17 protein-coding genes and 1 riboswitch are annotated in these 23,351 nt (G+C 56.7%); of the genes, 3 read left to right on the top strand and 14 right to left on the bottom strand.

Annotation, left to right across the window (positions count from 1 at the left end; genetic code table 11):
- Genes rsmA through lptD form a run of 4 tightly spaced genes read right to left on the bottom strand, consistent with a single transcriptional unit; the run spans position 1 to position 5,546 of the window.
- Positions 1–822 (bottom strand): 16S rRNA (adenine(1518)-N(6)/adenine(1519)-N(6))-dimethyltransferase RsmA, encoded by an 822-nt coding sequence (gene rsmA, locus AAH450_RS12420; RefSeq protein ID WP_318788767.1) that lies wholly within the window; start codon positions 820–822, stop codon positions 1–3.
- A complete protein-coding gene (gene pdxA, locus AAH450_RS12415) occupies positions 815–1,807 on the bottom strand; it encodes a 4-hydroxythreonine-4-phosphate dehydrogenase PdxA (protein ID WP_342910500.1) in 993 nt (330 codons plus the stop codon). The genes rsmA and pdxA overlap by 8 nt, the downstream gene beginning before the upstream one ends.
- Positions 1,797–3,092 carry a peptidylprolyl isomerase SurA gene (gene surA, locus AAH450_RS12410; RefSeq protein WP_342910499.1) on the bottom strand — a complete coding sequence of 432 codons (1,296 nt, stop codon included), beginning with the start codon at positions 3,090–3,092 and terminating at the stop codon, positions 1,797–1,799. Before surA ends, pdxA begins: the two co-directional genes overlap by 11 nt.
- 54 nt (positions 3,093–3,146) lie before the next feature.
- Positions 3,147–5,546, bottom strand: a complete 2,400-nt coding sequence (gene lptD / locus AAH450_RS12405) for an LPS assembly protein LptD (protein WP_342910498.1) — start codon at positions 5,544–5,546, stop codon at positions 3,147–3,149.
- A gap of 146 nt (positions 5,547–5,692) precedes the next feature.
- Between lptD and djlA the strand changes: the two genes are divergently transcribed.
- Complete coding sequence (gene djlA, locus AAH450_RS12400; RefSeq protein WP_342910497.1) at positions 5,693–6,517, top strand: co-chaperone DjlA; 825 nt, start codon at positions 5,693–5,695, stop codon at positions 6,515–6,517.
- A gap of 15 nt (positions 6,518–6,532) precedes the next feature.
- On the opposite strand, the gene rluA is transcribed toward djlA, so the two are convergent.
- The 3 genes from rluA to polB all read right to left on the bottom strand — a co-directional run bounded on the left by rluA (position 6,533) and on the right by polB (position 12,630).
- Positions 6,533–7,186 (bottom strand): bifunctional tRNA pseudouridine(32) synthase/23S rRNA pseudouridine(746) synthase RluA, encoded by a 654-nt coding sequence (gene rluA, locus AAH450_RS12395; RefSeq protein WP_342910824.1) that lies wholly within the window; start codon positions 7,184–7,186, stop codon positions 6,533–6,535.
- Positions 7,187–7,229: 43 nt separating this feature from the next.
- Entirely contained in the window at positions 7,230–10,136 is a 2,907-nt protein-coding gene (gene rapA, locus AAH450_RS12390) for an RNA polymerase-associated protein RapA (protein ID WP_342910496.1), read from the bottom strand.
- A gap of 133 nt (positions 10,137–10,269) precedes the next feature.
- A complete protein-coding gene (polB, locus tag AAH450_RS12385; protein ID WP_342910495.1) occupies positions 10,270–12,630 on the bottom strand; it encodes a DNA polymerase II in 2,361 nt (786 codons plus the stop codon).
- Between the two features lie 163 nt (positions 12,631–12,793).
- On the opposite strand from polB, the gene AAH450_RS12380 reads away from it, so the two are divergent.
- Positions 12,794–13,561, top strand: coding sequence for a DedA family protein (locus AAH450_RS12380; RefSeq protein WP_342910823.1), 768 nt, complete (start codon positions 12,794–12,796; stop codon positions 13,559–13,561).
- 111 nt (positions 13,562–13,672) lie between these two features.
- Here AAH450_RS12380 and thiQ read toward each other — a convergent pair whose 3' ends face one another.
- The 4 genes from thiQ to sgrR form a co-directional block, all read right to left on the bottom strand.
- Entirely contained in the window at positions 13,673–14,374 is a 702-nt protein-coding gene (thiQ, locus tag AAH450_RS12375) for a thiamine ABC transporter ATP-binding protein ThiQ (protein ID WP_342910494.1), read from the bottom strand.
- The gene (gene thiP, locus AAH450_RS12370) at positions 14,358–15,968 is read right to left on the bottom strand and encodes a thiamine/thiamine pyrophosphate ABC transporter permease ThiP (protein WP_342910493.1); all 1,611 of its coding nucleotides are present in this window, start codon (positions 15,966–15,968) and stop codon (positions 14,358–14,360) included. The genes thiQ and thiP overlap by 17 nt, the downstream gene beginning before the upstream one ends.
- Positions 15,944–16,927, bottom strand: coding sequence for a thiamine ABC transporter substrate binding subunit (gene thiB / locus AAH450_RS12365; protein ID WP_342910492.1), 984 nt, complete (start codon positions 16,925–16,927; stop codon positions 15,944–15,946). The genes thiP and thiB overlap by 25 nt, the downstream gene beginning before the upstream one ends.
- Before the next feature lie 41 nt (positions 16,928–16,968).
- Positions 16,969–17,075: riboswitch (TPP riboswitch) on the bottom strand.
- Positions 17,076–17,110: 35 nt separating this feature from the next.
- Positions 17,111–18,772, bottom strand: coding sequence for an HTH-type transcriptional regulator SgrR (gene sgrR, locus AAH450_RS12360; protein ID WP_342910491.1), 1,662 nt, complete (start codon positions 18,770–18,772; stop codon positions 17,111–17,113).
- A 252-nt stretch (positions 18,773–19,024) separates the two neighbouring features.
- Between sgrR and AAH450_RS12355 the strand changes: the two genes are divergently transcribed.
- Positions 19,025–20,203 carry an MFS transporter gene (locus AAH450_RS12355; protein ID WP_342910490.1) on the top strand — a complete coding sequence of 393 codons (1,179 nt, stop codon included), beginning with the start codon at positions 19,025–19,027 and terminating at the stop codon, positions 20,201–20,203.
- A 44-nt stretch (positions 20,204–20,247) separates the two neighbouring features.
- Here AAH450_RS12355 and leuD read toward each other — a convergent pair whose 3' ends face one another.
- The 3 genes from leuD to leuB are packed head-to-tail and all read right to left on the bottom strand — an operon-like array spanning position 20,248 to position 23,351.
- Positions 20,248–20,853 carry a 3-isopropylmalate dehydratase small subunit gene (gene leuD, locus AAH450_RS12350; RefSeq protein ID WP_342910489.1) on the bottom strand — a complete coding sequence of 202 codons (606 nt, stop codon included), beginning with the start codon at positions 20,851–20,853 and terminating at the stop codon, positions 20,248–20,250.
- Between the two features lie 9 nt (positions 20,854–20,862).
- Positions 20,863–22,260 carry a 3-isopropylmalate dehydratase large subunit gene (leuC, locus tag AAH450_RS12345; protein WP_342910488.1) on the bottom strand — a complete coding sequence of 466 codons (1,398 nt, stop codon included), beginning with the start codon at positions 22,258–22,260 and terminating at the stop codon, positions 20,863–20,865.
- 2 nt (positions 22,261–22,262) lie between these two features.
- A complete protein-coding gene (gene leuB / locus AAH450_RS12340; protein ID WP_342910487.1) occupies positions 22,263–23,351 on the bottom strand; it encodes a 3-isopropylmalate dehydrogenase in 1,089 nt (362 codons plus the stop codon).

The raw sequence follows: 23,351 nt of genomic DNA, 5'->3' as shown, positions 1-23,351 counted from the left end.
TTAATTCTCCTGCGGCTGAGGATGCGCAGACAACCAGTTAGCGAGCTGACAATATTGCGCCACAGAGATATTTTCCGCACGCAGCGTAGCGTCGATATTCATCTCCGCCAGCGCTTCGGCAGAGAAGAGATGGCCCAGGCTGTTACGCAGCGTTTTACGCCGTTTGCCAAAGGCCTCGGTGGTAATCCTGCTCAGCAAGCGCATATCCTGCACCGGATTAGCAATCTTCGTATGGGGCATTAAGCGCACCACGGCTGACTCGACTTTAGGCGCTGGCGTAAAGGATTCTGGCGGCACTTCAAGAACCGGAATAACCTGGCAGTAGTACTGCGCCATCACCGTCAGGCGGCCATAGGCTTTGCTGCCCGGACCTGCTACCAGCCGGTTTACCACCTCTTTTTGCAGCATAAAATGCATATCTTTGATCGCATTAGTATAGCTGAAAAGGTGGAACATCAAGGGCGTGGAGATGTTGTAAGGCAGGTTGCCAAACACGCGCAATGACTGGCCTTTTTCGCGAGCATACTCTGCGAAGTCAAAGGCCATGGCATCCTGCTGAAAAATCGTCAGCTTGGGACCTAAAAACGGATGCGTTTGCAGGCGTGCCGCTAAGTCACGGTCAAGTTCGATTACCGTCATGGCATCCAGACGCTCGCCAACCGGTTCGGTTAACGCGCCCAGACCGGGACCGATTTCAACAATCGCCTCGCCTTTTTGTGGATGAATAGCGGAGACGATGCTGTCGATAATGTACTGGTCGTTAAGGAAGTTCTGGCCGAAACGTTTGCGGGCGAAATGGCCCTGATGGACGCGATTATTCATTACTGCTCTTGATCATGGTGATGGCGAGGTTAAGCGCCGTAATAAAGCTGCCCGCATCGGCGTTGCCCAGGCCTGCCAGCTCGAGAGCGGTGCCGTGGTCAACGGACGTGCGGATAAAGGGCAGGCCGAGGGTGATATTCACCGCGCGCCCGAATCCCTGGTATTTTAGCACCGGAAGCCCCTGGTCATGATACATCGCCAGGACGGCATCGGCATGCTGCAAATATTTTGGCTGGAACAGCGTATCTGCCGGCAGCGGGCCGGTCAGCTGCATACCCTGCTGCCGCAGCTCGTTCAGTGCGGGGATAATCACATCGATCTCTTCCCGCCCCATATGGCCGCCTTCGCCCGCATGGGGGTTCAGGCCGCAGACAAAAATATGCGGGGAAGCCAGGCCGAACTTGCTTTGCAAATCGGCGTGCAGGATAGCGATAACTTCATGCAGGCTTTCACGGGTAATGGCGTCTGAAACGGCTTTCAGCGGTAAATGCGTGGTTGCCAGCGCAACGCGCAGCTCTTCCGTTGCCAGCATCATCACCACGCGTTCGCACTGCGAACGATCGGCAAAGAATTCTGTGTGGCCACTGAAAGGGATGCCTGCATCGTTAATCACGCCTTTGTGCACCGGGCCGGTGATCAACGCGGCGAATTCGCCGTTCAGGCAGCCATCGCAGGCTCGGGTCAAGGTTTCCAGAACATAGTGGCTGTTGGCAACGCATAGCTCACCCGCTTTTACCGGTTGAGGCGTGGAGAGAGGAAGCACGGTCAGCGTTCCCGCTTTTTGCGGCTGGGCAGCAATACCGGGCTGGTACTCTTTTAACGTCAGGGGTAAACCCAGCTTTGCTGCACGCTCGCGCAGCAAAGCTGGATCGGCACACACGACCAGTTCAACTGGCCAGTCGCGCTGGGCCAGTTGAAGAGTGACATCAGGACCAATCCCGGCAGGTTCGCCGGGAGTGATCGCAACGCGTACGTTACTGAGCATTGGCATCCAGGATCTTCACATAGGCAGCCGCACGCTGCTCCTGCATCCAGGTCTGAGCTTCTTCAGCAAACTTACGGTTGAACAGCAGGCGGTAAGCGCGCTCTTTCTGGGCCGCATCGGTTTTATCCACCTGACGGGTATCCAGCAGCTGAATCAGATGCCAGCCAAAGGAAGAGTGCACTGGCGTGCTCATCTGGCCTTTTTTCAGCTTCATCAGCGCATCGCGGAATGCCGGGTCGTACATTTCAGGTGAGCTCCAGCCTAAGTCGCCGCCCTGATTGGCAGAGCCAGGGTCCTGCGAGAGCTGTTTAGCCGCTTCGGCAAAGGTGGTTTTGCCACTGTTGATCTCTGCGGATACCTGCTCCAGCTTCTGACGAGCCTGCTCGTCAGTCATCACCGGAGAAGGCTTCAGCAGAATATGACGGGCATGTACCTCGGTAACGGAGATGTTCTGGCTGTCGCCACGGACATCGTTCACCTTCAGGATGTGGAAGCCAACGCCGGAACGGATCGGGCCGATGATATCGCCTTTTTTCGCGGTGACCAGCGCCTGAGCAAACAGAGATGGCAGCTCCTGAATACGGCCCCAGCCCATGTTGCCGCCTTTCAGCGCCTGAGGATCGGCAGAGTAAGTGATCGCCAGTTTACCAAAGTCCGCGCCGTTTTTGCTTTCGCTGACTAACTGCTTCGCCAGCGTTTCCTGGTCATCAACCTGCTGCTGCGTCGGGTTTTCCGGCAGCGGCAGAAGAATGTGGCTGAGGTTTAACTCGGTGCTGGCGTTGTTCTGTGAAGCAACCTGTTTGGAGAGAGAGTCCACTTCCTGAGGCAGGATAGTCACGCGACGACGCACTTCATTGTTACGCACTTCTGACAGCGTCATCTCTTTGCGGATCTGCTCACGATAGGCGCTGTAATTCATGCCATCGTAAGCCAGGCGGCTACGCAGCTGATCCGTGGACATCTTGTTTTGCGCAGCGATGTTCTGAATCGCCTGATCGACCTGCGCATCCGAAATCTGGATCCCGGCCTGTTTCCCCATCTGCAACAGAATGTTATCCATAACCAGACGTTCAACAATCTGATGGCGCAGCGTTTTGTCATCGGGGAGCTGTTGACCAGCCTGCTGGGCCTGGCTTTTCACCGAGCGCATCATACTGTCTACATCACTCTCTAAAACCACGCCGTTATTGACTACAGCGGCAACTTTATCAACAACTTGCGGTGCTGCAAACGCGGTGCTGGCTGTCAGCGCTGCACCGAGGATCAGCATTCTCCAGTTCTTCATACTTTTTCCATTCTTCTATCCGCACTGCGGGTTTGCATACTAATAATCACAACATCAGAAAGAGCGCTGATAAGGCAGTATGCCCTGACGCAGCATTTGACCGGTGCCGAGGCTGTAAGACGGACTCAGGCCACGTAGCTCAATGTTGAATGAGATTTTGTTGTCATACTTACTGTTAAGATTGTCGGTATCCCAACTGGTAATTTTACGCTCGTACCCCAACCGGATTGCATAGCAGCAGGAACTGTACTGCACGCCAAGCAGCTGATCGGCAGCCTGTTTTGCTTTGGTATCGTAATACCAGGCGCCCACCACTGACCAGGCATCAGCAATCGGCCAGCTTGCCGTTGCGCCCACCTGAGAAATACCATCCTGATAACCCGGGTTTCTGATACGGGTCAACGTCTGCTCAATATATTCCGGGCTGGTGTAGCGGTAGTTCAACTGCACCATACGGTCGGCATCACGGCGATATTCCAGTACGGCATTGCCTTGCGAAATATTATCAAGGCGGGTGTCATACTGAATGCCACCACGGGTGCTCCAACGGTCGCTGATACGGTAATAGGTATCACCGGCCCACACCAGGCTACCCCGATCGTCACTGTCTGCACTATCCAGACCAGTACGGGAAGGAGTAAACGAGTAGATTTGACCTACAGAAGCGTTAAAACGTTCAACCAGAGTGTTATCAAAAATTCGTGTGGTTACGCCGCTGGTCAGCTGGTTAGCGGAAGCGATGCGATCCAGGCCACTGTAGGTGCGGTCGCGGAACAGGCCGGTATAGTCACTTTGCAGCAGCGTGGAGTCGTAGGCGCGGATATCGCTCTGGTCCCGGTAAGGGAGGTAAAGGTACTGCATACGCGGTTCCAGCGTCTGCGTGTAGCCTTCGGACCAGTCCATGTCGCGGTCAAAGACCATCTTGCCATCAACCTTGAACTGCGGCATAACGCGGTTCACGCTGCTTTTTAACTGGTTGTCCTGATTGGCACTGAGGCTGTTGTAATACTCGATATCATCCTGCTGATAGTGCGTAGCCAGCAGTTTAGCTTCGGTATTAAGGCTTCCCCAGCCGTTGGACATTGGCAGGTTGATGGTAGGCTCCAGGTGCAAACGGGTTGCATCCGGCAGCTCTTCGTTAACGTTAGTGAACTTCACCGCCTGCGCATAGAGGTGCGTATCAAACGGGCCAACGTCATTCTGGTAATAGTTAAAGTCAAACTGCGGCTCAGCACGGTAAACATCGCGGCTGGCGTTGGTAGAGAAGATCTGGAACTGTTTGGTGGAGAGCGTGGCGTCCCAGTTTTTCTCGGCGTAGCCGACGCTGAATTTTTGCGTCACGTAGCCGTCAGTCGAGTTACCGTAGGTGGAGTCGAGATCCGTGAAGTAGTAGGGATCGCTGACTTTGGTATAGTCGACGTTGAAGCGCCAGTTTTGGTCGTAGACACCGGCGTGTTTCCAGTAGAACAGCCAGCGCTTGGAGTCATCACCATCTTTGATATTGCGCGAAGTGGCATCTTTCTCATACTGATCGTCACTCGGCAGATAATCCAGCTCCATCAGGCCCGCGCCCGCCTGGGTCAGGTAACGGAACTCATTCTGCAACTGCATGCCGCGCTTGCTCATATAGTGCGGCGTGATGGTGGCATCAGCCTGCGGCGCAATGTTCCAGTAATAGGGCAGAATGAATTCAAAGCCGTTGGAACTGCCATATTTGGCGTTCGGGATCAGGAAGCCTGAGCGTCGGCGGTCACCAATAGGCAGCTGAAGATAGGGGCTGTAGAGCACCGGAACGGAGCCAATCTTAAAGCGGGCATTCCAGATTTCCGCCACCTGCTCCTCGCGGTCTTCGATCACTTCTGTTCCCGCCACGCTCCAGCTGTTGTTGCCCGGCAGACACGAAGTAAAGGTACCGTTTTCAAGAATGGTATAGCGGTTCTGACCGCGCAGCTTCATCTGATCGCCGCTGCCCCGGCCCTGACGGCCAACCATCTGATACTCGCCGTTCCAGACGTTGGTATCTTTGGTATTCAGGTTTGACCAGGCTTTCGGACCTTTCAGGATGACCTGATTGTCGTCATAGTGCACATTACCCAGGGCATCAACGGTGCGCACCGGCGTCGGCTGACCGGGCTGCTGTTTCTGATGCAGCTGTACCTCGTCAGCGAGCATGCGGCTGTTACCCTGCTGGATATCGACATTGCCTGAAAAAACGGCGTTATCCGGGTAGTTACCTTTGGCTTTATCGGCATTAATCGTTACCGGCAGGTCATTGGTATTTTTTCCCTGAACCAGAGGACGTGTATAGCTTGGCACACCCAGCATACATTGCGATGCGAGGTCGTCGGCCAGACCTTGCTGGCTGTAAAGCGCTGAACCGATAAGCGTGGCCAGCAAAGTAGGTAGTCGTTTTTTCATACGCGGTATCGAAAATTCCGTGATAACTGGCATCATGCCGACAAACGGTCAGAGACTAACGTACTCAACTGCGTTGCGCTAGTGTTAATCCCTGTGTTTGGTAGCTGGGCGTTAGGCTCTGGGATGAATGACAGGTATGATAATGCAATTTCTGGCCTTCAGCATGGCGAATTGAGGAGTATATGCGCTATTGGGGTAAAGTAATTGGCCTTGTGCTTGGATTATTGAGCGGCACCGGGTTTTGGGGGTTGGCGTTTGGCCTGTTGATTGGCCACCTGATTGATAAAGCGCGAGCGGTTCAGGGACAGGGCTATTTTGCAAATCAGCAAACCCGACAGACGCTGTTTTTCCGCACCACGTTTCAGGTAATGGGCCATTTGACCAAGTCAAAAGGGCGCGTGACCGATGCGGATATTCAGATGGCGTCCCTGTTAATGGATCGTATGCAGCTGCACGGCGAGGCCAGGAATTCGGCACAGCGCGCATTTCGTGAAGGCAAAGAGGGTGACTACCCCCTTCGCAGCAAACTGCGAGAGCTGCGCAGCGCCTGCTTTGGACGTTTTGATCTGATCAGGATGTTTCTGGAGATCCAGATCCAGGCGGCGTTCGCGGATGGCTCACTGCATCCCAATGAGAGAAAAGTGCTGTTTGTGATTGCTGAAGAGTTGGGCATTTCGCAGACGCAGTTCGATCAGTTCCTGCGCATGATGGAAGGCGGCCAGCAGTTTGGCGGCGGTCACTATCAGGGCGGAGCAGGCTCGCAGGGCGGTTTTGGCCAGGCGCGGCGTGGGCCGACGCTGGAAGATGCCTGTAGCGTGCTGGGGGTGAAAAGCAGCGATGATGGCACCACCATCAAGCGCGCCTACCGCAAGCTGATGAGCGAACATCATCCGGATAAGCTGGTGGCAAAGGGCTTGCCGCCGCAAATGATGGAGATGGCGAAGCAGAAAGCGCAGGAGATCCAGGCCGCTTATGATTTGATCAAGCGCGAGAAAGGGTTCAAATAATCCCGCACGATGAGATCAAAAATCGGCTGGCTGATGAAAGGTAATGGGCGTCTTGTACTGCGGGTGGGTGAGGGATAACCTTTCCGCATGCAGTTGCAGACGAGGCGCCATCGCTCTGGCTTCATCATGAGCATAAAAGTTATCTCCCAGGATAGGATGCCCCAGCGCCAGCATATGTACCCGCAACTGATGAGAGCGCCCGGTAATCGGTTTTAACCGTACGCGAGCGCTGTTATCTGCCGCATACTCCAGCACCTCATACTCCGTTTGCGCCGCTTTCCCCGTTTCAAAGCAGACTTTCTGTTTAGGCCTGTTCGGCCAGTCACAAATCAGCGGCAGATCGACCAGCCCCTTTTCCTGTTCGGGATGTCCGAATACTCTTGCGACATAGGTTTTCTGCGGTTCACGCTCACGGAACTGGCGCTTGAGTTCACGCTCCGCCGCTTTAGTCATCGCCACCACCATTACGCCGCTGGTGGCCATATCCAGACGATGCACGCACTCTGCATCGGGAAAATCGCGCTGAATTCGCGTCATGACACTGTCTTTATACTCGGCAAGACGGCCTGGCACGGAGAGCAGGCCGCTGGGCTTGTTCACCACCATAATGTGCTGATCCTGATAGAGGATATGCAGCCAGGGTTCCTGCGGAGGGTTGTAGGGTTCCATCATCTTGATTTATCCGGGGCGGCCTGAGCCGCCCCCTTGTGGGTTACTGATGCGTCACGACAATCAGGCGCAGCGCGTCAAGACGCCAGCCCGCTTCGTTCAGCGCCGACAGCACCTGCTCGCGGTTACTCTCCAGCGCTTCGATTTCATCCTGACGGATGTTCGGGTTGACGGCGCTAAGGGCATCCAGACGAGAGAGCTCCGCGCTCAGCTTTTCGTCCGCTTCCTGACGGGCCACGTCAATCAGCTGACGCGCCAGGGTTGCGGCCTCTTCTTCAGCCAGTTGCAGGATTTCATGAACATCCTGCTGCACAGCGTTGACCAGCTTGCTGCCGGTGTGGCGGTTTACCGCATTAAGCTGGCGGTTGAAGCTTTCAAACTCCACCTTGCCGGCCAGGTTGGTGCCTTTACGGTCTACCAGCATTCTGACTGGCGTAGGCGGCAGGAAGCGGGTGAGTTGCAGATGTTTCGGCGCCTGCGCCTCAACCACATAAATCAGCTCTACCAGCAGCGTGCCGACCGGCAGTGCCTTGTTCTTTAACAGGGAGAGGGCGCAGCTGCCGGTGTCGCCAGAGAGGATCAGATCCAGACCGTTACGCACGATAGGGTGTTCCCAGGTGACGTACTGCGCATCTTCCCGTGACAACGCCTGATTACGGTCAAAGGTGATGGTACAGCCATCTTCCGGCAAACCAGGGAAGTCTGGCACCAGCATATGATCGCCAGGTGTCAGCACAATCATGTTATCGCTGCGATCTTCCTGATTGATCCCCACGATGTCGAAGAGGTTAAGCGCAAAGTTGACCAGCTCGCTGTCATTATCCTGCTCGCCGATTTTTTCAGCCAGCGCCTGGGCTTTCTCGCCGCCGTTAGAGTTCAGCTCCAGCAGACGATCGCGTCCCTGCTCAAGCTGGCTTTTCAGCACGTTATGCTGCTTACGGCAGTCGGCAATAAACTCATCCAGGCCTTCGGTGTTTTCCGGCGAGGCCAGATAGTCCACCAGCTTCGCGTAGACGTTATCGTAGATGGCCCGGCCCGTAGGACAGGTGTGCTCAAACGCGTCCAGCCCTTCGTGGTACCACTGCACCAGCACCGACTGCGCGGTTTTTTCCAGATAGGGCACGTGGATCTGAATATCATGCGCCTGGCCGATACGGTCCAGACGGCCGATACGCTGCTCCAGCAGATCGGGGTTAAACGGCAGATCGAACATCACCATCTGGTTAGCGAACTGGAAGTTACGGCCTTCAGAACCGATTTCCGAACAGAGAAGAACCTGTGCCCCTTCTTCTTCAGAAGCAAACCAGGCTGCCGCGCGGTCGCGTTCAATGATAGAGAGACCTTCGTGGAACACGGCGGCACGGATACCTTCGCGCTCACGCAGGACCTGCTCTAACTGCAAGGCGGTGGCGGCTTTGGCGCAGATCACCAGCACCTTGTGCTCGCGGTGGCTGGTCAGGAAGCCCATCAGCCACTCGACGCGGGGATCGAAGTTCCACCAGGTGCCGCTGTCGCCTTCAAATTCCTGATAAATCTGCTCCGGATAGAGCATGTCGCGGGCGCGCTCGTCGACGGTTTTCCGCGCGCTCATAATGCCAGAGACTTTGATCGCGGTCTGATATTGCGAAGGCAGCGGCAGGCGGATCTGGTGCAGTTCGCGTTTCGGGAAGCCTTTCACGCCGTTACGGGTGTTACGGAACAGCACGCGGCTGGTACCGTGACGATCCATCAGCATGCTGATCAGCTCCTGACGGGCCTCCAGTTTCCCTTCGCGGTCGCTGTTAGCCGTTTGCAGCAGCGGTTCGATATCCTGTTCGCCCACCAGGTCGTTGAGCATATTCAGCTCATCCTGTGTCAGCGCTTTATCCGCCAGCAGGCCGGTTACCGCATCGGCGATAGGGCGGAAGTGCTGCTGCTCTTCCACAAAGGCAGCGAAATCGTGGAAACGATTGGGGTCCAGCAGGCGCAGACGGGCAAAATGGCTTTCCATTCCCAGCTGCTCGGGCGTTGCGGTCAGCAGCAGCACGCCAGGGATCTGCTCAGCCAGCTGTTCGATGACCTGATATTCACGGCTCGGCTTGCCCTCTTCCCACGCCAGGTGGTGCGCTTCGTCGACGATCAGCAGATCCCAGGAGGCATCGGCCAGCATCTCCAGCCGCTGCTTGTTGCGGCGCACGAAGTCGAGGGAGCAGATAACCAGCTGTTCGGTTTCAAACGCGTTGTCGCTGTCGAGCTGCGCCTGGGCATAACGTTCGTCGTCAAACAGCGCAAAGCGCAGGTTAAAGCGGCGCAACATCTCGACCAACCACTGATGCTGCAACGTTTCCGGCACCACTATCAGCACGCGATCGGCCCGGCCCGCCAGCAGCTGCTGGTGGATGATCATCCCGGCTTCAATGGTTTTCCCCAGACCTACCTCGTCCGCCAGCAAAACGCGTGGCGCGTGGCGACGGCCCACGTCATGGGCGATATGCAGCTGGTGCGGGATCAGGCTGGTACGCATGCCGCGCAGGCCGCTGACCGCCAGGCGATATTGCTCGCTCTGATATTTGCGCGCACGGTAGCGCAGGGCAAAGCGATCCATACGGTCGAGCTGACCGGCGAACAGGCGATCCTGGGGTTTGCTGAACACCAGCTTGCTGTCGAGCATCACTTCACGCATCACCACGCCGGTTTCCTGGGTATCCAGACGCGTGCCGATGTAGGTCATCAGGCCATTTTCCGTGGTGACTTCTTCAACTTCAAGCTGCCAGCCTTCATAGCTGGTGATGGTATCGCCCGGATTAAACATCACGCGGGTGACAGGAGAATCATTTCTGGCATAAAGACGGTTTTCGCCGGTGGCAGGAAACAGTATGGTCACCATACGCGTATCAACCGCGACGATAGTGCCCAATCCCAATTCGCTTTCCGTATCGCTGATCCAGCGTTGACCAAGTGTAAAAGGCATAGATATTCGGCTCGATTCTATTAGAGGTTATTGCAGGCAATAGCACGACCGCCCGGCATTCAGTGCCCGGCAGAAATATTCAGAGGGTCAGGAAGGACGCTATGGTACTGGAAGGTGGCGCGTTCGTCACCTGTCAAAAAAGCCCCAACTGACCTGTTACCAGTGTAGCAAAGTCATCTTCAAGGAAAGGAAGTATCCCCTCGGCCACCGGCTGAAGCTGCTTTGTGAGGTAGTGATCATAGTCTGGCGGGGTGATCCTTGCCTCCAGCGGCTCCGGGCCAGAGGTCGCCATCACGTAGCGAATTTTTCCCCCTTTTTGATACTGCAAAGGGCGCCCCAGTTTCTGATTTTGCTCATCGGCGATTCTGGCCGCCCGCACGTGGGGCGGCACGTTGCGCTGGTAGTCATCCAGCGGGCGACGAAGCCTCTTACGGTAGATCAGCTGGTCATCCAGCTCGCCGTCCAGCAGCTGCCGCACGGTTTCCCGAATGTAATCCTGATAGGGCAGTTTCTTAAAAATGCGGCGGTAAAGCTCCTGCTGAAAATGTTGGGCCAGCGGCGTCCAGTCCGTGCGCACCGTTTCCAGCCCCTTAAACACCATTCGCTCGGTTTCGCCTTCCCGGATCATTCCGGCGTAGCGCTTTTTGCTGCCCTGTTCTGCCCCGCGAATGGTAGGCATCAGGAAGCGGCTGAAATGGGTTTCATACTCCAGCTCCAGAGCGCTTTCCAGCCCAAGCGTCTGCCGCAAATGGTCGCGCCACCAGGCATTGACCTTAGTCACTAACCGCTGACCAATTGCCGCTGCCGCCTGCTGGTCGTGTGGGGTTTTCAGCCAGACGAAGGTGGAGTCCGTATCGCCATAAATCACATCAAAGCCTTCCGCTTCTACCAGCTCTTTTGTTTGCCGCATGATTTCATGCCCGCGAAGAGTAATGGAAGAAGCCAGGCGGGGATCGAAAAAGCGGCAGGCGCTGGTGCCCAGCACGCCGTAAAACGCATTCATAATGATTTTCAGCGCCTGTGAAAGAGGCTGGTTACCCTGTTTTTTAGCCGCTTCACGCCCTTGCCAGATCTGGTTGACTATCTCCGGCAGGCAGTGAGTGGTGCGGGAAAAGCGCGCTTCACGGAAGCCGGCAACGGAGTCTTTCTCATCGGGATGCGCCACGCCTTCCACCAGGCCTACGGGATCGATCAGAAAGGTGCGAATAATGGCGGGATAAAGGCTTTTATAATCCAGCACCAGCACCGAATCATACAGGCCAGGCCGTGAATCCATCACGTAGCCGCCGGGGCTGGCCTCCGGCGCAACTTCTCCCATGCCCGGCGCCACAAAGCCCGCGCGGTGCATTCGGGGAAGATAGAGATGGCTGAAGGCCGCAACCGAGCCGCCGTGACGATCTACCGCCAGCCCGTTCACCGTGGCGCGCTCCAGCAGGAAAGGCATGATCTGCGTTTTCTCAAAGATGCGGGTGACAAGCTCACAATCTTTCAGGTTATAATGGGCCAGCGCAGGTTTGTCTTCGGCGAAGCGCTGATCGATCTCCTGCATTCTGTCCCAGGGATTATTGATCGCTTTGCCTTCGCCCAGCAGCTCACGCGAGACGGCCTCCAGGCTGAAAGAGTCAAAGTTCCAGAACGCAGATTTTAGCGCCTCAATGCCGTCAACGATCAGCCTGCCGGTAGCCTGAGCAAAGAATACGCCGGGCTTAAAACCGTGCTCCCGCCACTCCAGCGCTTCATTATTACGGCCTAATTTTAAGGGAACATTGTAACGGTCGGCGTGCTTTTGCAGCACGCGCAGGTCAAACTGCACCACGTTCCAGCCAATCAGCACATCGGGATCGTGCCGGGCAAACCAGGCGTTGAGTTTTTCCAGCAGTTGCGGGCGGCTGGAAACATATTCCAGCGTAAAGTCCAGGCTGCTGGCATCGCCGTTTTCAGGCCCCAGCATATAGACGACCCGCTGGCCGCAGCCCTCAAGCCCGATACAGTAAAGCTCGCCGTGGCGGGTAGTTTCAATATCCAGCGAAACCCACTTCAGCGGCGGGCGATAGTCAGGATTAGGCTTGAGGCGGGTATTAATCAGACTGTTACCCGCCGTCTGGCCGCTGAACCAGACAGGCGCGGTGATAAACCGCTCCATTAAAAAACGATCCGGCGGGCGGATGTCAGCTTCGTAGACCATGATGCCGTTTTCGCGCAGCACCTTTTCCAGCTTAAGCAGCTGCCGGTACTGACGGCAGTACAGCCCCACGACGGGACGCTGACGGAAGTCTTTCAGGTTCAGCGGCGCAAAACGAATCTGGCGCTCCTGTTGCAGCAGGGCCTGGGCCTGTTGCTGATAGATTTGTGGAATAAACGCCACGGATTCCTGCGGCGGCAGCACCACTCTCTGCGGCCCCTGGTCCGTTGCCAGCCACAGCACTACCTCAGTACCGGAAGGCGTATCCCGCCAGTGGCGGGTAAGCAGAAAGCCTGCGCGTGCGTCGTTCACCTGAATGCCCGTTTGCTGAATCAATAAGCAATAATAGCATGTTTATTTATACAGTGCTCATGTAGGGTCGCGGCTCTGTCAGTCTTCCATACAATTCAGACCTTGACGGATCGGGGGTGGCTCAGGACAATCCGACCTCAAACAAAAAGAGAATATGGAAAGTATGGAAGCCTGGCTGGAACACTTAATCACGCAATCGCTGGCCTGGTCGCTGCTGGCCGTTGGGCTGATCACCTTTTTTGAATCGCTGGCGCTGGTGGGCCTGCTGCTGCCCGGCACCGTACTGATGGCCTCTTTCGGCGCCCTGATCGGCAGCGGGCAGATTGGCCTTTATCCCGCCTGGCTGGCAGGTACGGTCGGCTGTCTGGTGGGGGACTGGATCTCCTACCTGATTGGCTGGCAGTTCAAGGGGCCGCTGCACCGCTGGTCTTTTATTAAAAAGCACCAGGGGCTGATGGATAAAACTGAACACGCGCTGCATCAGCACAGCATGTTCACCATTATTGTCGGTCGCTTTGTGGGGCCAACGCGCCCGCTGATCCCGCTGGTAGCGGGCATGCTGGAGCTGCCGGTGAAGAAGTTTATTCCGCCAAATATTATTGGCTGCATCCTGTGGCCGCCGCTCTATCTGTTGCCGGGCATTCTCGCGGGCGTGGCGATTGATGTGCCGAAAGGGGCCAGCAGCAGCCTGTTTAAATGGATGCTGCTGGCGGTAGCGCTGCTGGTGTGGCTGGGCGGCTGGCTTGGCTGGCGCTGGCTGCGGGCCAAAAAACAGCGTGACTGGGCGACAAACTATCTGCCGGCAAGCCGTCTGCGCTGGCTGGCTCCGGTGATGATAGTGATAGCCCTTGCCAGCCTGGTCGCCCTGCAATTTCATCCGATGATGCCGGTTTTCCGTCAGCTGTTATGGCAGGTATTTATCGGGCATTAACGGCGGCTGCGGGCCTGCTGTTTTCGTCAGGTATAAGCTGGTTCAGCTTCATCTTTCGCGAGGTATGAAACGGTTCAGCCCTGTGGTGCTCTGTGCTGCCGGGGCGCCCTTTCAGCGCAGGCTGATGCCCAACACTTCCGCCTCGGCAACTTCGCCTTTCTGCAACGCTTCGGTGCTGCCGTCCCAGTAAACCCGTCCGTCAACAATCAGCACGCTGCGTGGCGCAATGCGCGCAGCATCTTCAATACTGTGCGATACCATCAACAGTGTGATTTGCCGCTCCCGGCACACTTCATCAACCAGATGCAGCATCTCTTTGCGCAGGGCAGGGTCCAGGGCGGAAAAAGGCTCGTCCAGCAGCAGTATCGGCTGCTGACGCACCAGGCAGCGGGCCAACGCAGCGCGCTGCCGCTGACCGCCAGAAAGCTGATCCGGCAGGCGCTGCAAACAAGTTTCCAGCCCAACGCGCTGAGCAATATCCTGCAAAGTTTGCTTATGAGCCTGACTCAGCTTCAGGCCGGGGTGTAAGCCCAGGCCAATATTCTGCGCCACCGTCAGATGGGGAAACAGGTTGTTCTCCTGGAACAGCATAGAGACCGGACGACGGGCGGGCGGCGTACGGCTGTGATCCTCGCCATGCAACCGCAGTTCGCCGCTGTTGATCGGCAGAAAACCCGCTATCAGGCTGAGCAGCGTACTTTTTCCGGCACCGCTCGGCCCCAGGATCGCCAGCCTTTCTCCAGCCTGCATCTTCAGGGAAAAACGCATCGGCAGATGATTGTAGAGATAAGTGAGATTAGTCAGCGTCAGCATGGCGTCCCGGCAGTTTTTCAATCAGGGTAAAGAGAAGGAAGCAGAGCAGCAGCAAAAGCAGTGCGGTGACTGCGCCATCCTGGGTGCGATAGGAACCCATCTGCTGATAAAGGTAAAACGGCAGCGTACGGAACCCTTCATTGCCGAACAGCGCAACCACGCCAAAATCCCCAATCGACAGCACGCAGGCAAACGCCAGCGCCTGAGCGAGCGGGCGCTTCAGCGCTCTGGCTTCAATCAGCCTGAGGCGGTTCCAGCCGCGAATATCCAGCGAAAGGCAGAGGCGGTTGTAGCGTTCGGCAAGATCGCGCAGCGGATTATCCAGTACCTTCATGGCGTAGGGAATGGCCATCAGCGCATTGGTAAAGATCACGATGCTGTCAGCAGAGTCCGGCAGACCCACAGTGCTATTGAGCAGCAGAAAGAAGCCGGTAGCCAGCACAATACCCGGCATCGCCAGGATCAGCATACCGCTAAGCTCAAGGGCGTGGGCAGGCACGAGGCGCTGGCGTAGCCTTAGCTCGCGGCTGCTCCACAGCAGCATCATCGTGAGGATCACGCAGAGCAGACCAGCCCCCAGCGCAATACGTAAAGAGGTAAAAGTCGCCTGCCAGAGCGCGGGCTGCGTTAACACCGTGGCCACTCCCTGATTCACGCCGTCAGCAATCACCGCGAGCAGGGGAGGAAGCATTAAAAGCAGCGCACAGGCAATGATCAGAGCATCCCAGATTTTTGCAGGCAGGCTGTCTTCAGGATTTCGCCAGCCGCTAAGGGTGGCGGCGCCCGAAGGCAGCGCTTTACTCAGCCACTGGCTCAGCATCACCAGACCCAGACAGCAAATCATCTGGATCAGCGCCAGCAGCGCGGCCCGACCAGGGTCGTAATCAAAATTCAGCGCCTGGAAAATAGCCAGTTCAATGGTGGTGGCCTGGGGGCCGCCGCCCAGCGACAGCACGGTAGCAAAACTGGCAAAGCAAAGCATAAAGACCAGCGCGCTCGCAGGCAGGATCTGCCGCCGCAGCCAGGGCCACTCCACCACGCTGAAATGGTTCCAGCCCCGCATGCCCAGCTGCGCAGCCAGCTGACGCTGCCCGACAGGGATCTGCTCCAGCGCCTGCAAAAGCAGACGGGTAGCCAGAGGCAGATTAAAGAAGATATGCGCCAGCAGAATGCCTTGCAGGCCGTAAGGGGTAAAAGTGTACGGAATGCCCAGTAATGCGCAGAGATCCGCCAGCCAGCCAGTACGCCCGTAGACGCTGAGAAGACCAAAGACCGCCACCAGCACTGGCAGCACCAGCGTCATTGCGCAAAGCCGCAGCAGCGTCTCTCTGCCGGGAAAGCGTCGACGATAAAGCGCGCGGGCAAGGGGGATGGCAGGCCCCACCGCCAGCATGGCGGAAAGCAACGCCTGCCAGAAAGAGAAACGCAGCACGTGCCAGAGATAGTCATCCTGCCAGAGGGCACCCGGATCGATCTCCGGTGCGCTGCCCCAGAGCGCAGCAAAGGCCAGCAGGGCCACAGCCACCAGCAGCGAGGCTGCCAGCGTGCCGGGCACCAGCCAGCCGGCAATCAGCGGCTGACGGCGCGTTGCCATGCATTAATCCATTGGCTGCGCTGGCTGGCGACTTCTTGCGGCGTGTACTGTAGCGAGAGGGCGGGCACAGTTAACGTATCAAACCCGGCAGGCAGCGTACTTTTGACCACAGGATACATCCAGTTACCGGTTGGAATGCTCTGCTGGAACGGCTTTTCCAGCATAAATTTCATAAACTTCTGCGCCAGTTCAGGCTGCCTGCTGGCCTTGAGCTGCCCGGCTACCTCTACCTGCAAGTAGTGACCTTCACTGAAGTCAGCGGCCGCATACTGCGCTTTTTTCTCTTCAATCAGATGATAAGCCGGAGAAGTGGTGTAGCTCAGCACCATATCACCTTCCCCTTTGAGGAACAGGCCGTAAGCCTCGCTCCATCCTTTGGTCACGGTGACCGTTTTCTTCGCCAGCTTCTGCCAGGCTTCCGGCGTCTGGTCGCCAAATACTTTCTGCATCCACAGCAGCAGCCCCAGGCCTGGGGTACTGGTGCGGGGATCTTCATAAATCACCTTGATTGGGCGATCGGTTTCGATCAGCTCCTTCAGGCTTTTGGGCGGGTTTTGCAGTTTAGTTTTGTCATAGATGAAGGCGAACCAGCCATAGTCGTAAGGCACGAAGGTTTTATCATGCCAGCCGCCCGGCAGGGTTGTCTGGCTGGTATCCACCTGGCTTTGCGTAAACAGGCCGGTTTTCTCTGCGGCATCCAGCAGATTATTATCCAGACCCAGCACCACATCCGCTTTACTCTTCTTTCCTTCCATCCGCAGACGGTTCAGCAGCGAAACGCCATCTTCCAGCGCAACATATTTCAGTTCGCAGCCGCAGTTGGCTTCAAAGGCTTTTTTAATGGCGGGGCCAGGACCCCAGTCGGCAGAAAAGGAGTCGTAGGTATAAACGGTTAAAACGGGTTTCGCCGCGAAAACGGGCGCGCTGAGCAGCAGCAGAGGCAGTACTTTTTTTAACACTTTGCGTTCCTTAAAGGTGAGAGGTCGCAAAGGATCTGAGTGGGCAACACACTCTCAAATCCCTACGCCGGCATTATCCGGATCAGGTTCGACGGGTCTGTCTCAGCATTAGCGATGAAACACCGCTAACGCACCCCGTTGAGAACGGTTCATTCTAGTGATTTCCCGGCTTTAGCGAAAGCCTCATGATTCCGGCGGCGCAAACCAGGCAGATTTAAAGTCAAACCAGCCGAGGGTATTCATCCTGACGCCGCGCATGCTGCGCTGGCCTTCCAGCAGCAGCCAGTGGTGGAACAGCGGATGCAGGGTCCAGGTGTTGATAAGCTGCTGACTCCACTCTGCCAGCGGCAGTTTCTGCTCACGCCAGCGCCTGGCATCCTGCTGCCAGTCCAGCGTTACGCAGTGATGAATCAGCGGAATTTCATACAGCAGCGCAAACAGGGAAAACTCCAGCGGCAGCGTGAAGTTGGCGCTGCCAAGCCAGATATCGCTTTCCGCTTCGCCACGGTGCCAGATATCATAATCTACCTGCCGGGTTATCAGCTCCACGCCCTGTTCCGCCAGCAGAGGACGCAGCGCATTGGCAATGCCCTGATGCTCAACGTGGTCGTTATACCAGGTCAGGGTCAGCGTGGTCAGTCCGGCGGGTTTAGCTGGCGTATTTACCTCCCGACGATGATGCCAGCGCGGCAGGAGTCCCCAGGCAGGAAACCAGTAGCGCTGGTAGCCGGGACCCGCCTGGTTCAGCAGGGCGATAGGGTTGAAAAGCATGCTGACCCAGCGTCGCACCTCTTCATTCCGCCCCAGGGAAGAGCGCTGGTCAAACAGTAAAAAATAGCACCCTTCCTCCAGGCGGCTCTCTTCTGATTTCTCCTCCAGGCTGCTGCCCTCCAGCTTCACGCCGGAATAGACCAGCTCTTCACTGATTTCCGGTAAGACCCAGATATTGACCTCATCGATCAGCGCGCGGAAGCCGAAATAGTCATCAAAAGCCTGGATCCTGAGCTGGGAAGGCTGATTGCGTACCACGGCATAGGGGCCGGTTCCTACTGGCTGTCGGGCGAAATCTGGCAGGGATTGCCACTCTCGCGGCAGGATCATGGCGCTGACGCTACCCAACAGCCAGGGCAGCCAGTTATCGGGCTGATGCAGGGTAATATCCAGCGTCCAGGGCGCTGAAGAGGTGATCTTATCGAAATGAGAAAACAGCGGCTGGGGTTTTAAACGCTCAAGCGTGGCGATGATATCGTCCGTTTCCAGTTCACGGCCATGATGAAAATGGATAGCGGGGCGCAGGTAGAAGCGCCAGTGCAGCGGTGTGATCGGCTGCCAGTGGTGGGCGATATCGGGTTCGATTTCCCCATTTTCCTCGTTTATTCGCGTCAGGCTGCTGAAAATCTGCCGGGCCAGGTGCGTTTCCGAGCGCCGTAACGGCGTGCCGGGTGCCAGATTAAGCAGCGACCGATAATAGAGCACGCGGAGGATATGCTTTCCCTGGCGAAAACTGCGGCCAAGATGAGAGAGCAGCATGCTTCTGACCGCTTTTTTATCGCCAACCAGCGGTACCAGCTGGTCGATAAGATCGTTTTCCAGCAGCACTTCAGCCCGCTGCTGCTGTAGGGCCAGGCCGGTACAGAGAAAGCGGAGCGTTGAACGCTTGCCACGGCCCGCTACGGCGTGCCACGTCAGCCAGCCTTCCGCCTGCATGGCGTTGAGAAGGTTACGCATATGCCGCCGCGAACAGCTCAACCGGAGAGCGAGATCGTTGAGCGTTGTCGCCTGAGACTCCCCTTCGCAGCATTGCCAGAGCCGGATAAACTGTTGTTGCAGACGGGCAGAAGACATAAAAGGGGAACCTTTGGCAAAATTCAGTCTGTTTTTCTTGCCCTATATTAAGATCATACTGGCCAAAGATGAAAGAGCGGGAGGCATTTCCCGGAATGGCGCTCTGACATTTGCTTATTATTCTGAGTAAGGTGCAGTTTCACCTGCCAGCCGTGGTTACCCCGGCTGGCTTTTTTCATGGGTTCATGTTTTCTTCTATGCTTGCTGTTTGTCGCTCAGCTGGGGCGGCTTAATCTTCTTGAAGGACCAGGCATGAAATTGCTGCTTACGCGTCGCCGTCGTATTAATCCTGTGTATCTGGCTTTTATGGCCGTCTCGTTTATGGTCGGGGTGGCGGGTGCGTTGCAGGCACCCACGCTGAGCCTGTTCCTTACCCGTGAAGTTGCGGTGCGGCCGTTCTGGGTTGGCCTGTTCTACACCGTGAATGCGATAGCGGGCATTGCGGTGAGCATTCTGCTGGCGAAGCGGTCAGACAACCGTGGCGATCGCCGTATGCTGATCCTGTTTTGCTGCGTGATGGCGATAGGCAATGCGCTGCTGTTTGCCTTCAGCCGGGATTATCTGACGCTGATCACTTTCGGCGTGCTGCTCTCTGCGCTGGCCAGCGTGTCGATGCCACAAATTTTTGCGCTGGCGCGTGAGTATGCCGACAGCTCAGCAAGGGAAGTGGTGATGTTCAGCTCGGTGATGCGTGCGCAGCTGTCGCTGGCCTGGGTTATTGGCCCGCCGCTCTCCTTTGCGCTGGCGCTCAATTACGGCTTTACCACCATGTTTGTGATCGCCGCAGGCCTGTTTGTGGTCTGTATCGCGCTGATCTGGTTTGCGCTGCCTTCGGTGCCTCGCGTGGAACAGCCGCCGGAAGTGGTGATAACGCAAATCAGCGCGTGGAAGAACAGAGATGTGCGGCTGTTGTTTCTGGCCTCGCTGTTGATGTGGACTTGCAACACCATGTATATCATTGATATGCCTCTCTATATCAGCAGCGTGCTGGGCATGCCTGACCGGCTGGCGGGATTGCTGATGGGCGTAGCGGCGGGGCTGGAAATTCCCGCCATGCTGCTGGCTGGTCACTATGTAAAACGCTTTGGCAAACGAAATATGATGCTGTTTGCCGTGGCGGCTGGCGCGCTATTCTATCTGGGCCTTGTGCTGTTCCAGTCGCGTGCTGCGCTGATGGCTTTGCAGATTTTCAACGCAATCTTTATTGGCATTGTGGCCGGGATCGGTATGCTCTATTTTCAGGATTTGATGCCGGGCAGGCCAGGCGCAGCAACCACGCTGTTTACCAACAGCATTTCAACTGGCGTGATCCTCGCCGGTCTGTTGCAGGGCGCGCTGGCGGAGGCGTTTGGGCACTATTCGGTCTACTGGGCAGCGCTGCTGCTTGCACTGGGGGCGCTGGCGATGTCGGCAAAGGTGAAGGATGTTTAAGGAGTGGCTGATCCTTCTCAGTCACCCCTCATTCGTGCCCCGATTTAACGTAAAAACGCGGGTTGTGTCTGCTCGTACGCCGTAATATCAGCATCGTGCTGTAGCGTCAGGCCGATGTTATCCAGCCCGTTGATCAGGCAGTGGCGGCGGAAGGGATCTGTGGTGAAGGGGTAATGCTTTTCACCTGCAATCACCTCCTGCTGCTCAAGATCAACGGTTATCCTTACGCCGGGCTGACGGGCGACCAGCTGAAACAGCTCTTCAACCTCCTCTTCGCTTAATGTCACCAGCAACAGCTGATTGTTAAACGAATTATTGGCGAAGATATCCGCAAAATCGCTGCCGATAATCGCCTGAATACCATAATCCGTCAGCGCCCAGGGCGCATGCTCACGGGAGGAGCCGCAGCCGAAGTTTTCACGGGTCAGCATGATGCTGGCGCCCTGAAAGGCTGGTTTGTTCAGGACGAAATCGGGATTGGGGATCTGGCCTTCGGCATCGCTGTAGCGCCAGTCGTAAAACAGATTGCGGCCAAAACCGGTACGCGTCACCATCTGCAAAAATTGCTTGGGGATAATCGCATCGGTATCGACGTTCGCCGCATCCAACGGCACCGCAATGCCGGTATGCCGGGTAAATTTCTTTGCCATAGGGCTTCCTTAGCGTAACTCGCGAATATCAGCGAAGTGGCCGGCGACCGCGGCGGCAGCAGCCATTGCCGGGCTTAGTAAATGCGTCCGTCCACCACGGCCCTGGCGACCTTCGAAGTTGCGGTTGCTGGTAGAGGCGCAGCGCTCTCCCGGATTCAGCCGGTCGTTATTCATCGCCAGACACATTGAGCAGCCGGGCAGGCGCCATTCAAATCCCGCGTCGAGGAAGATTTTATCCAGACCTTCAGCTTCCGCCTGCGCTTTCACCGGCCCTGAGCCGGGCACAACATAAGCCTGAACGCCTGCCGCAATCTTGTGGCCTTTCACTACCAGCGCGGCAGCGCGCAGATCCTCAATGCGTGAATTGGTACAGGATCCTATAAAGACTTTATCGATCCTGACGTCGGTCATTTTGATGCCCGGCTTGAGATCCATATAGGCCAGCGCTTTTTCCGCAGAAGCACGCTCAACCGGATCCTGGAAAGAAGCGGGGTCGGGGATAAGCTCATCGACTGCGATAACCTGACCCGGATTGGTTCCCCAGGTCACCTGCGGGGCGATATCGGCGGCATCCAGCGTCACCACTTTATCAAAGCGCGCGTCGCTGTCGGTTTTCAGCGTGCGCCAGTAGGCTACGGCTTCATCCCACTCTGCGCCTGTTGGCGCAAACTGGCGACCTTTCACATAGTTGAAAGTGGTCTCATCGGGCGCAACCAGACCCGCTTTTGCACCCAGCTCAATCGCCATGTTGCACAACGTCATGCGGCCTTCCATGCTAAGCGCTTCCACCGCCGGGCCGCAGAACTCCACTACATGCCCGTTGCCGCCGCCGCTGCCGGTTTTGCCGATAATGGCCAGCGCAATATCCTTGGCCGTGATGCCCGGCGCCGTTTGCCCAACCACTTCTATTTTCATGGTCTTCGCGCGGGACTGCTTCAGCGTCTGCGTCGCCAGCACATGCTCGACTTCAGAAGTGCCTATCCCAAAAGCCAGCGCACCGAAAGCACCGTGCGTGGAAGTATGGGAATCGCCACAAACGATGGTCATACCTGGCAGTGACAAGCCCTGTTCCGGGCCAATGACGTGCACAATGCCCTGGAAAGGGTGCTTGAGGTCATAGAGCCGCACGCCAAACTCTTCACAGTTTTTGATCAGCATCGACATCTGAATGCGCGCCATCTCGCCGCTGGCATTGATATCCCGCGTCTGCGTGGAGACGTTATGATCCATTGTCGCAAAAGTTTTGGCGGGCTGACGCACCGGGCGATTATGCGCACGCAGGCCGTCAAAAGCCTGCGCCGAAGTCACTTCATGCACCAGGTGCCTGTCGATATAGAGCAGCGGCGTCTCACCGGGCGCCTCTGTCACCGCATGGGCATCAAACAGTTTCTCGTATAATGTTTTCATAGTCAGGCTTCGCGAATAAATCGGGCGATAATCGAACCCATTTCCCCGGTGCTGACCGAGGCGCCGCCACCCGCTAAATCTCCGGTGCGGTGGCCTTCCGCCAGCGCACGACTGATGGCGTGTTCAACGGCATCGGCGGCCTCAGCGGCATTCAGGCTGAAGCGCAGCAGCAGCGCCAGCGACAGGATCTGGGCAATCGGGTTGGCGATATCTTTCCCGGCGATGTCCGGGGCTGAACCGCCAGCAGGCTCAAACAGACCAAAGCCCTGCTCGTTCAGACTGGCAGAAGGCAGCATACCCATTGAACCGGTGATCATCGCACACTCATCGGAAAGGATGTCGCCAAACAGGTTCGAACAGAGCATCACATCAAACTGTGAAGGCTCTTTAATCAGCTGCATGGTGGCGTTATCAATGTACATGTGGCTCAGCTCAACGTCCGGATAATCCTTCGCCACTTCATTAACAATCTGACGCCACAGAATGGAAGATTGCAGCACGTTAGCTTTGTCGATTGAGGTCACTTTGTTGCGGCGTTTACGCGCGGATTCAAAAGCGATACGGGCAATGCGCTCAATCTCAAAACGGTGATAGACCTCGGTATCAAAGGCGCGTTCGTGCGGACCGCTGCCTTCACGGCCTTTTGGCTGGCCGAAATAGATACCGCCGGTAAGTTCACGCACCACCAGGATATCAAACCCTTTAGCCGCGATATCCGCACGCAGCGGGCAGTAAGCTTCCAGACCCTGATGCAGGCTGGCCGGACGCAGATTGCTGAACAGCTTGAAATGCTTACGCAGCGGCAGCAGGGCGCCTCGTTCAGGCTGCTCAGCAGGCGGCAGGTGTTCCCACTTCGGGCCGCCTACAGAGCCAAACAGGATCGCATCCGCCTGTTCACAGCCAGCCACCGTTGCGGGCGGCAGCGGCTCGCCGTGGCGGTCAATCGCGATACCGCCCACATCATATTCGCTGGTGGTGATGCGCATGTTGAAGCGCTCACGTACCGCATCCAGCACTTTGCTGGCCTGAGCCATCACTTCCGGGCCGATACCGTCACCCGGCAGCACTGCAATATGGTAAGTCCCTGACAT

Source organism: Erwinia magellanica (assembly GCF_039023495.1).
Classification (GTDB): domain Bacteria; phylum Pseudomonadota; class Gammaproteobacteria; order Enterobacterales; family Enterobacteriaceae; genus Erwinia.
This window is presented reverse-complemented; position numbering and strand designations above follow the sequence as displayed.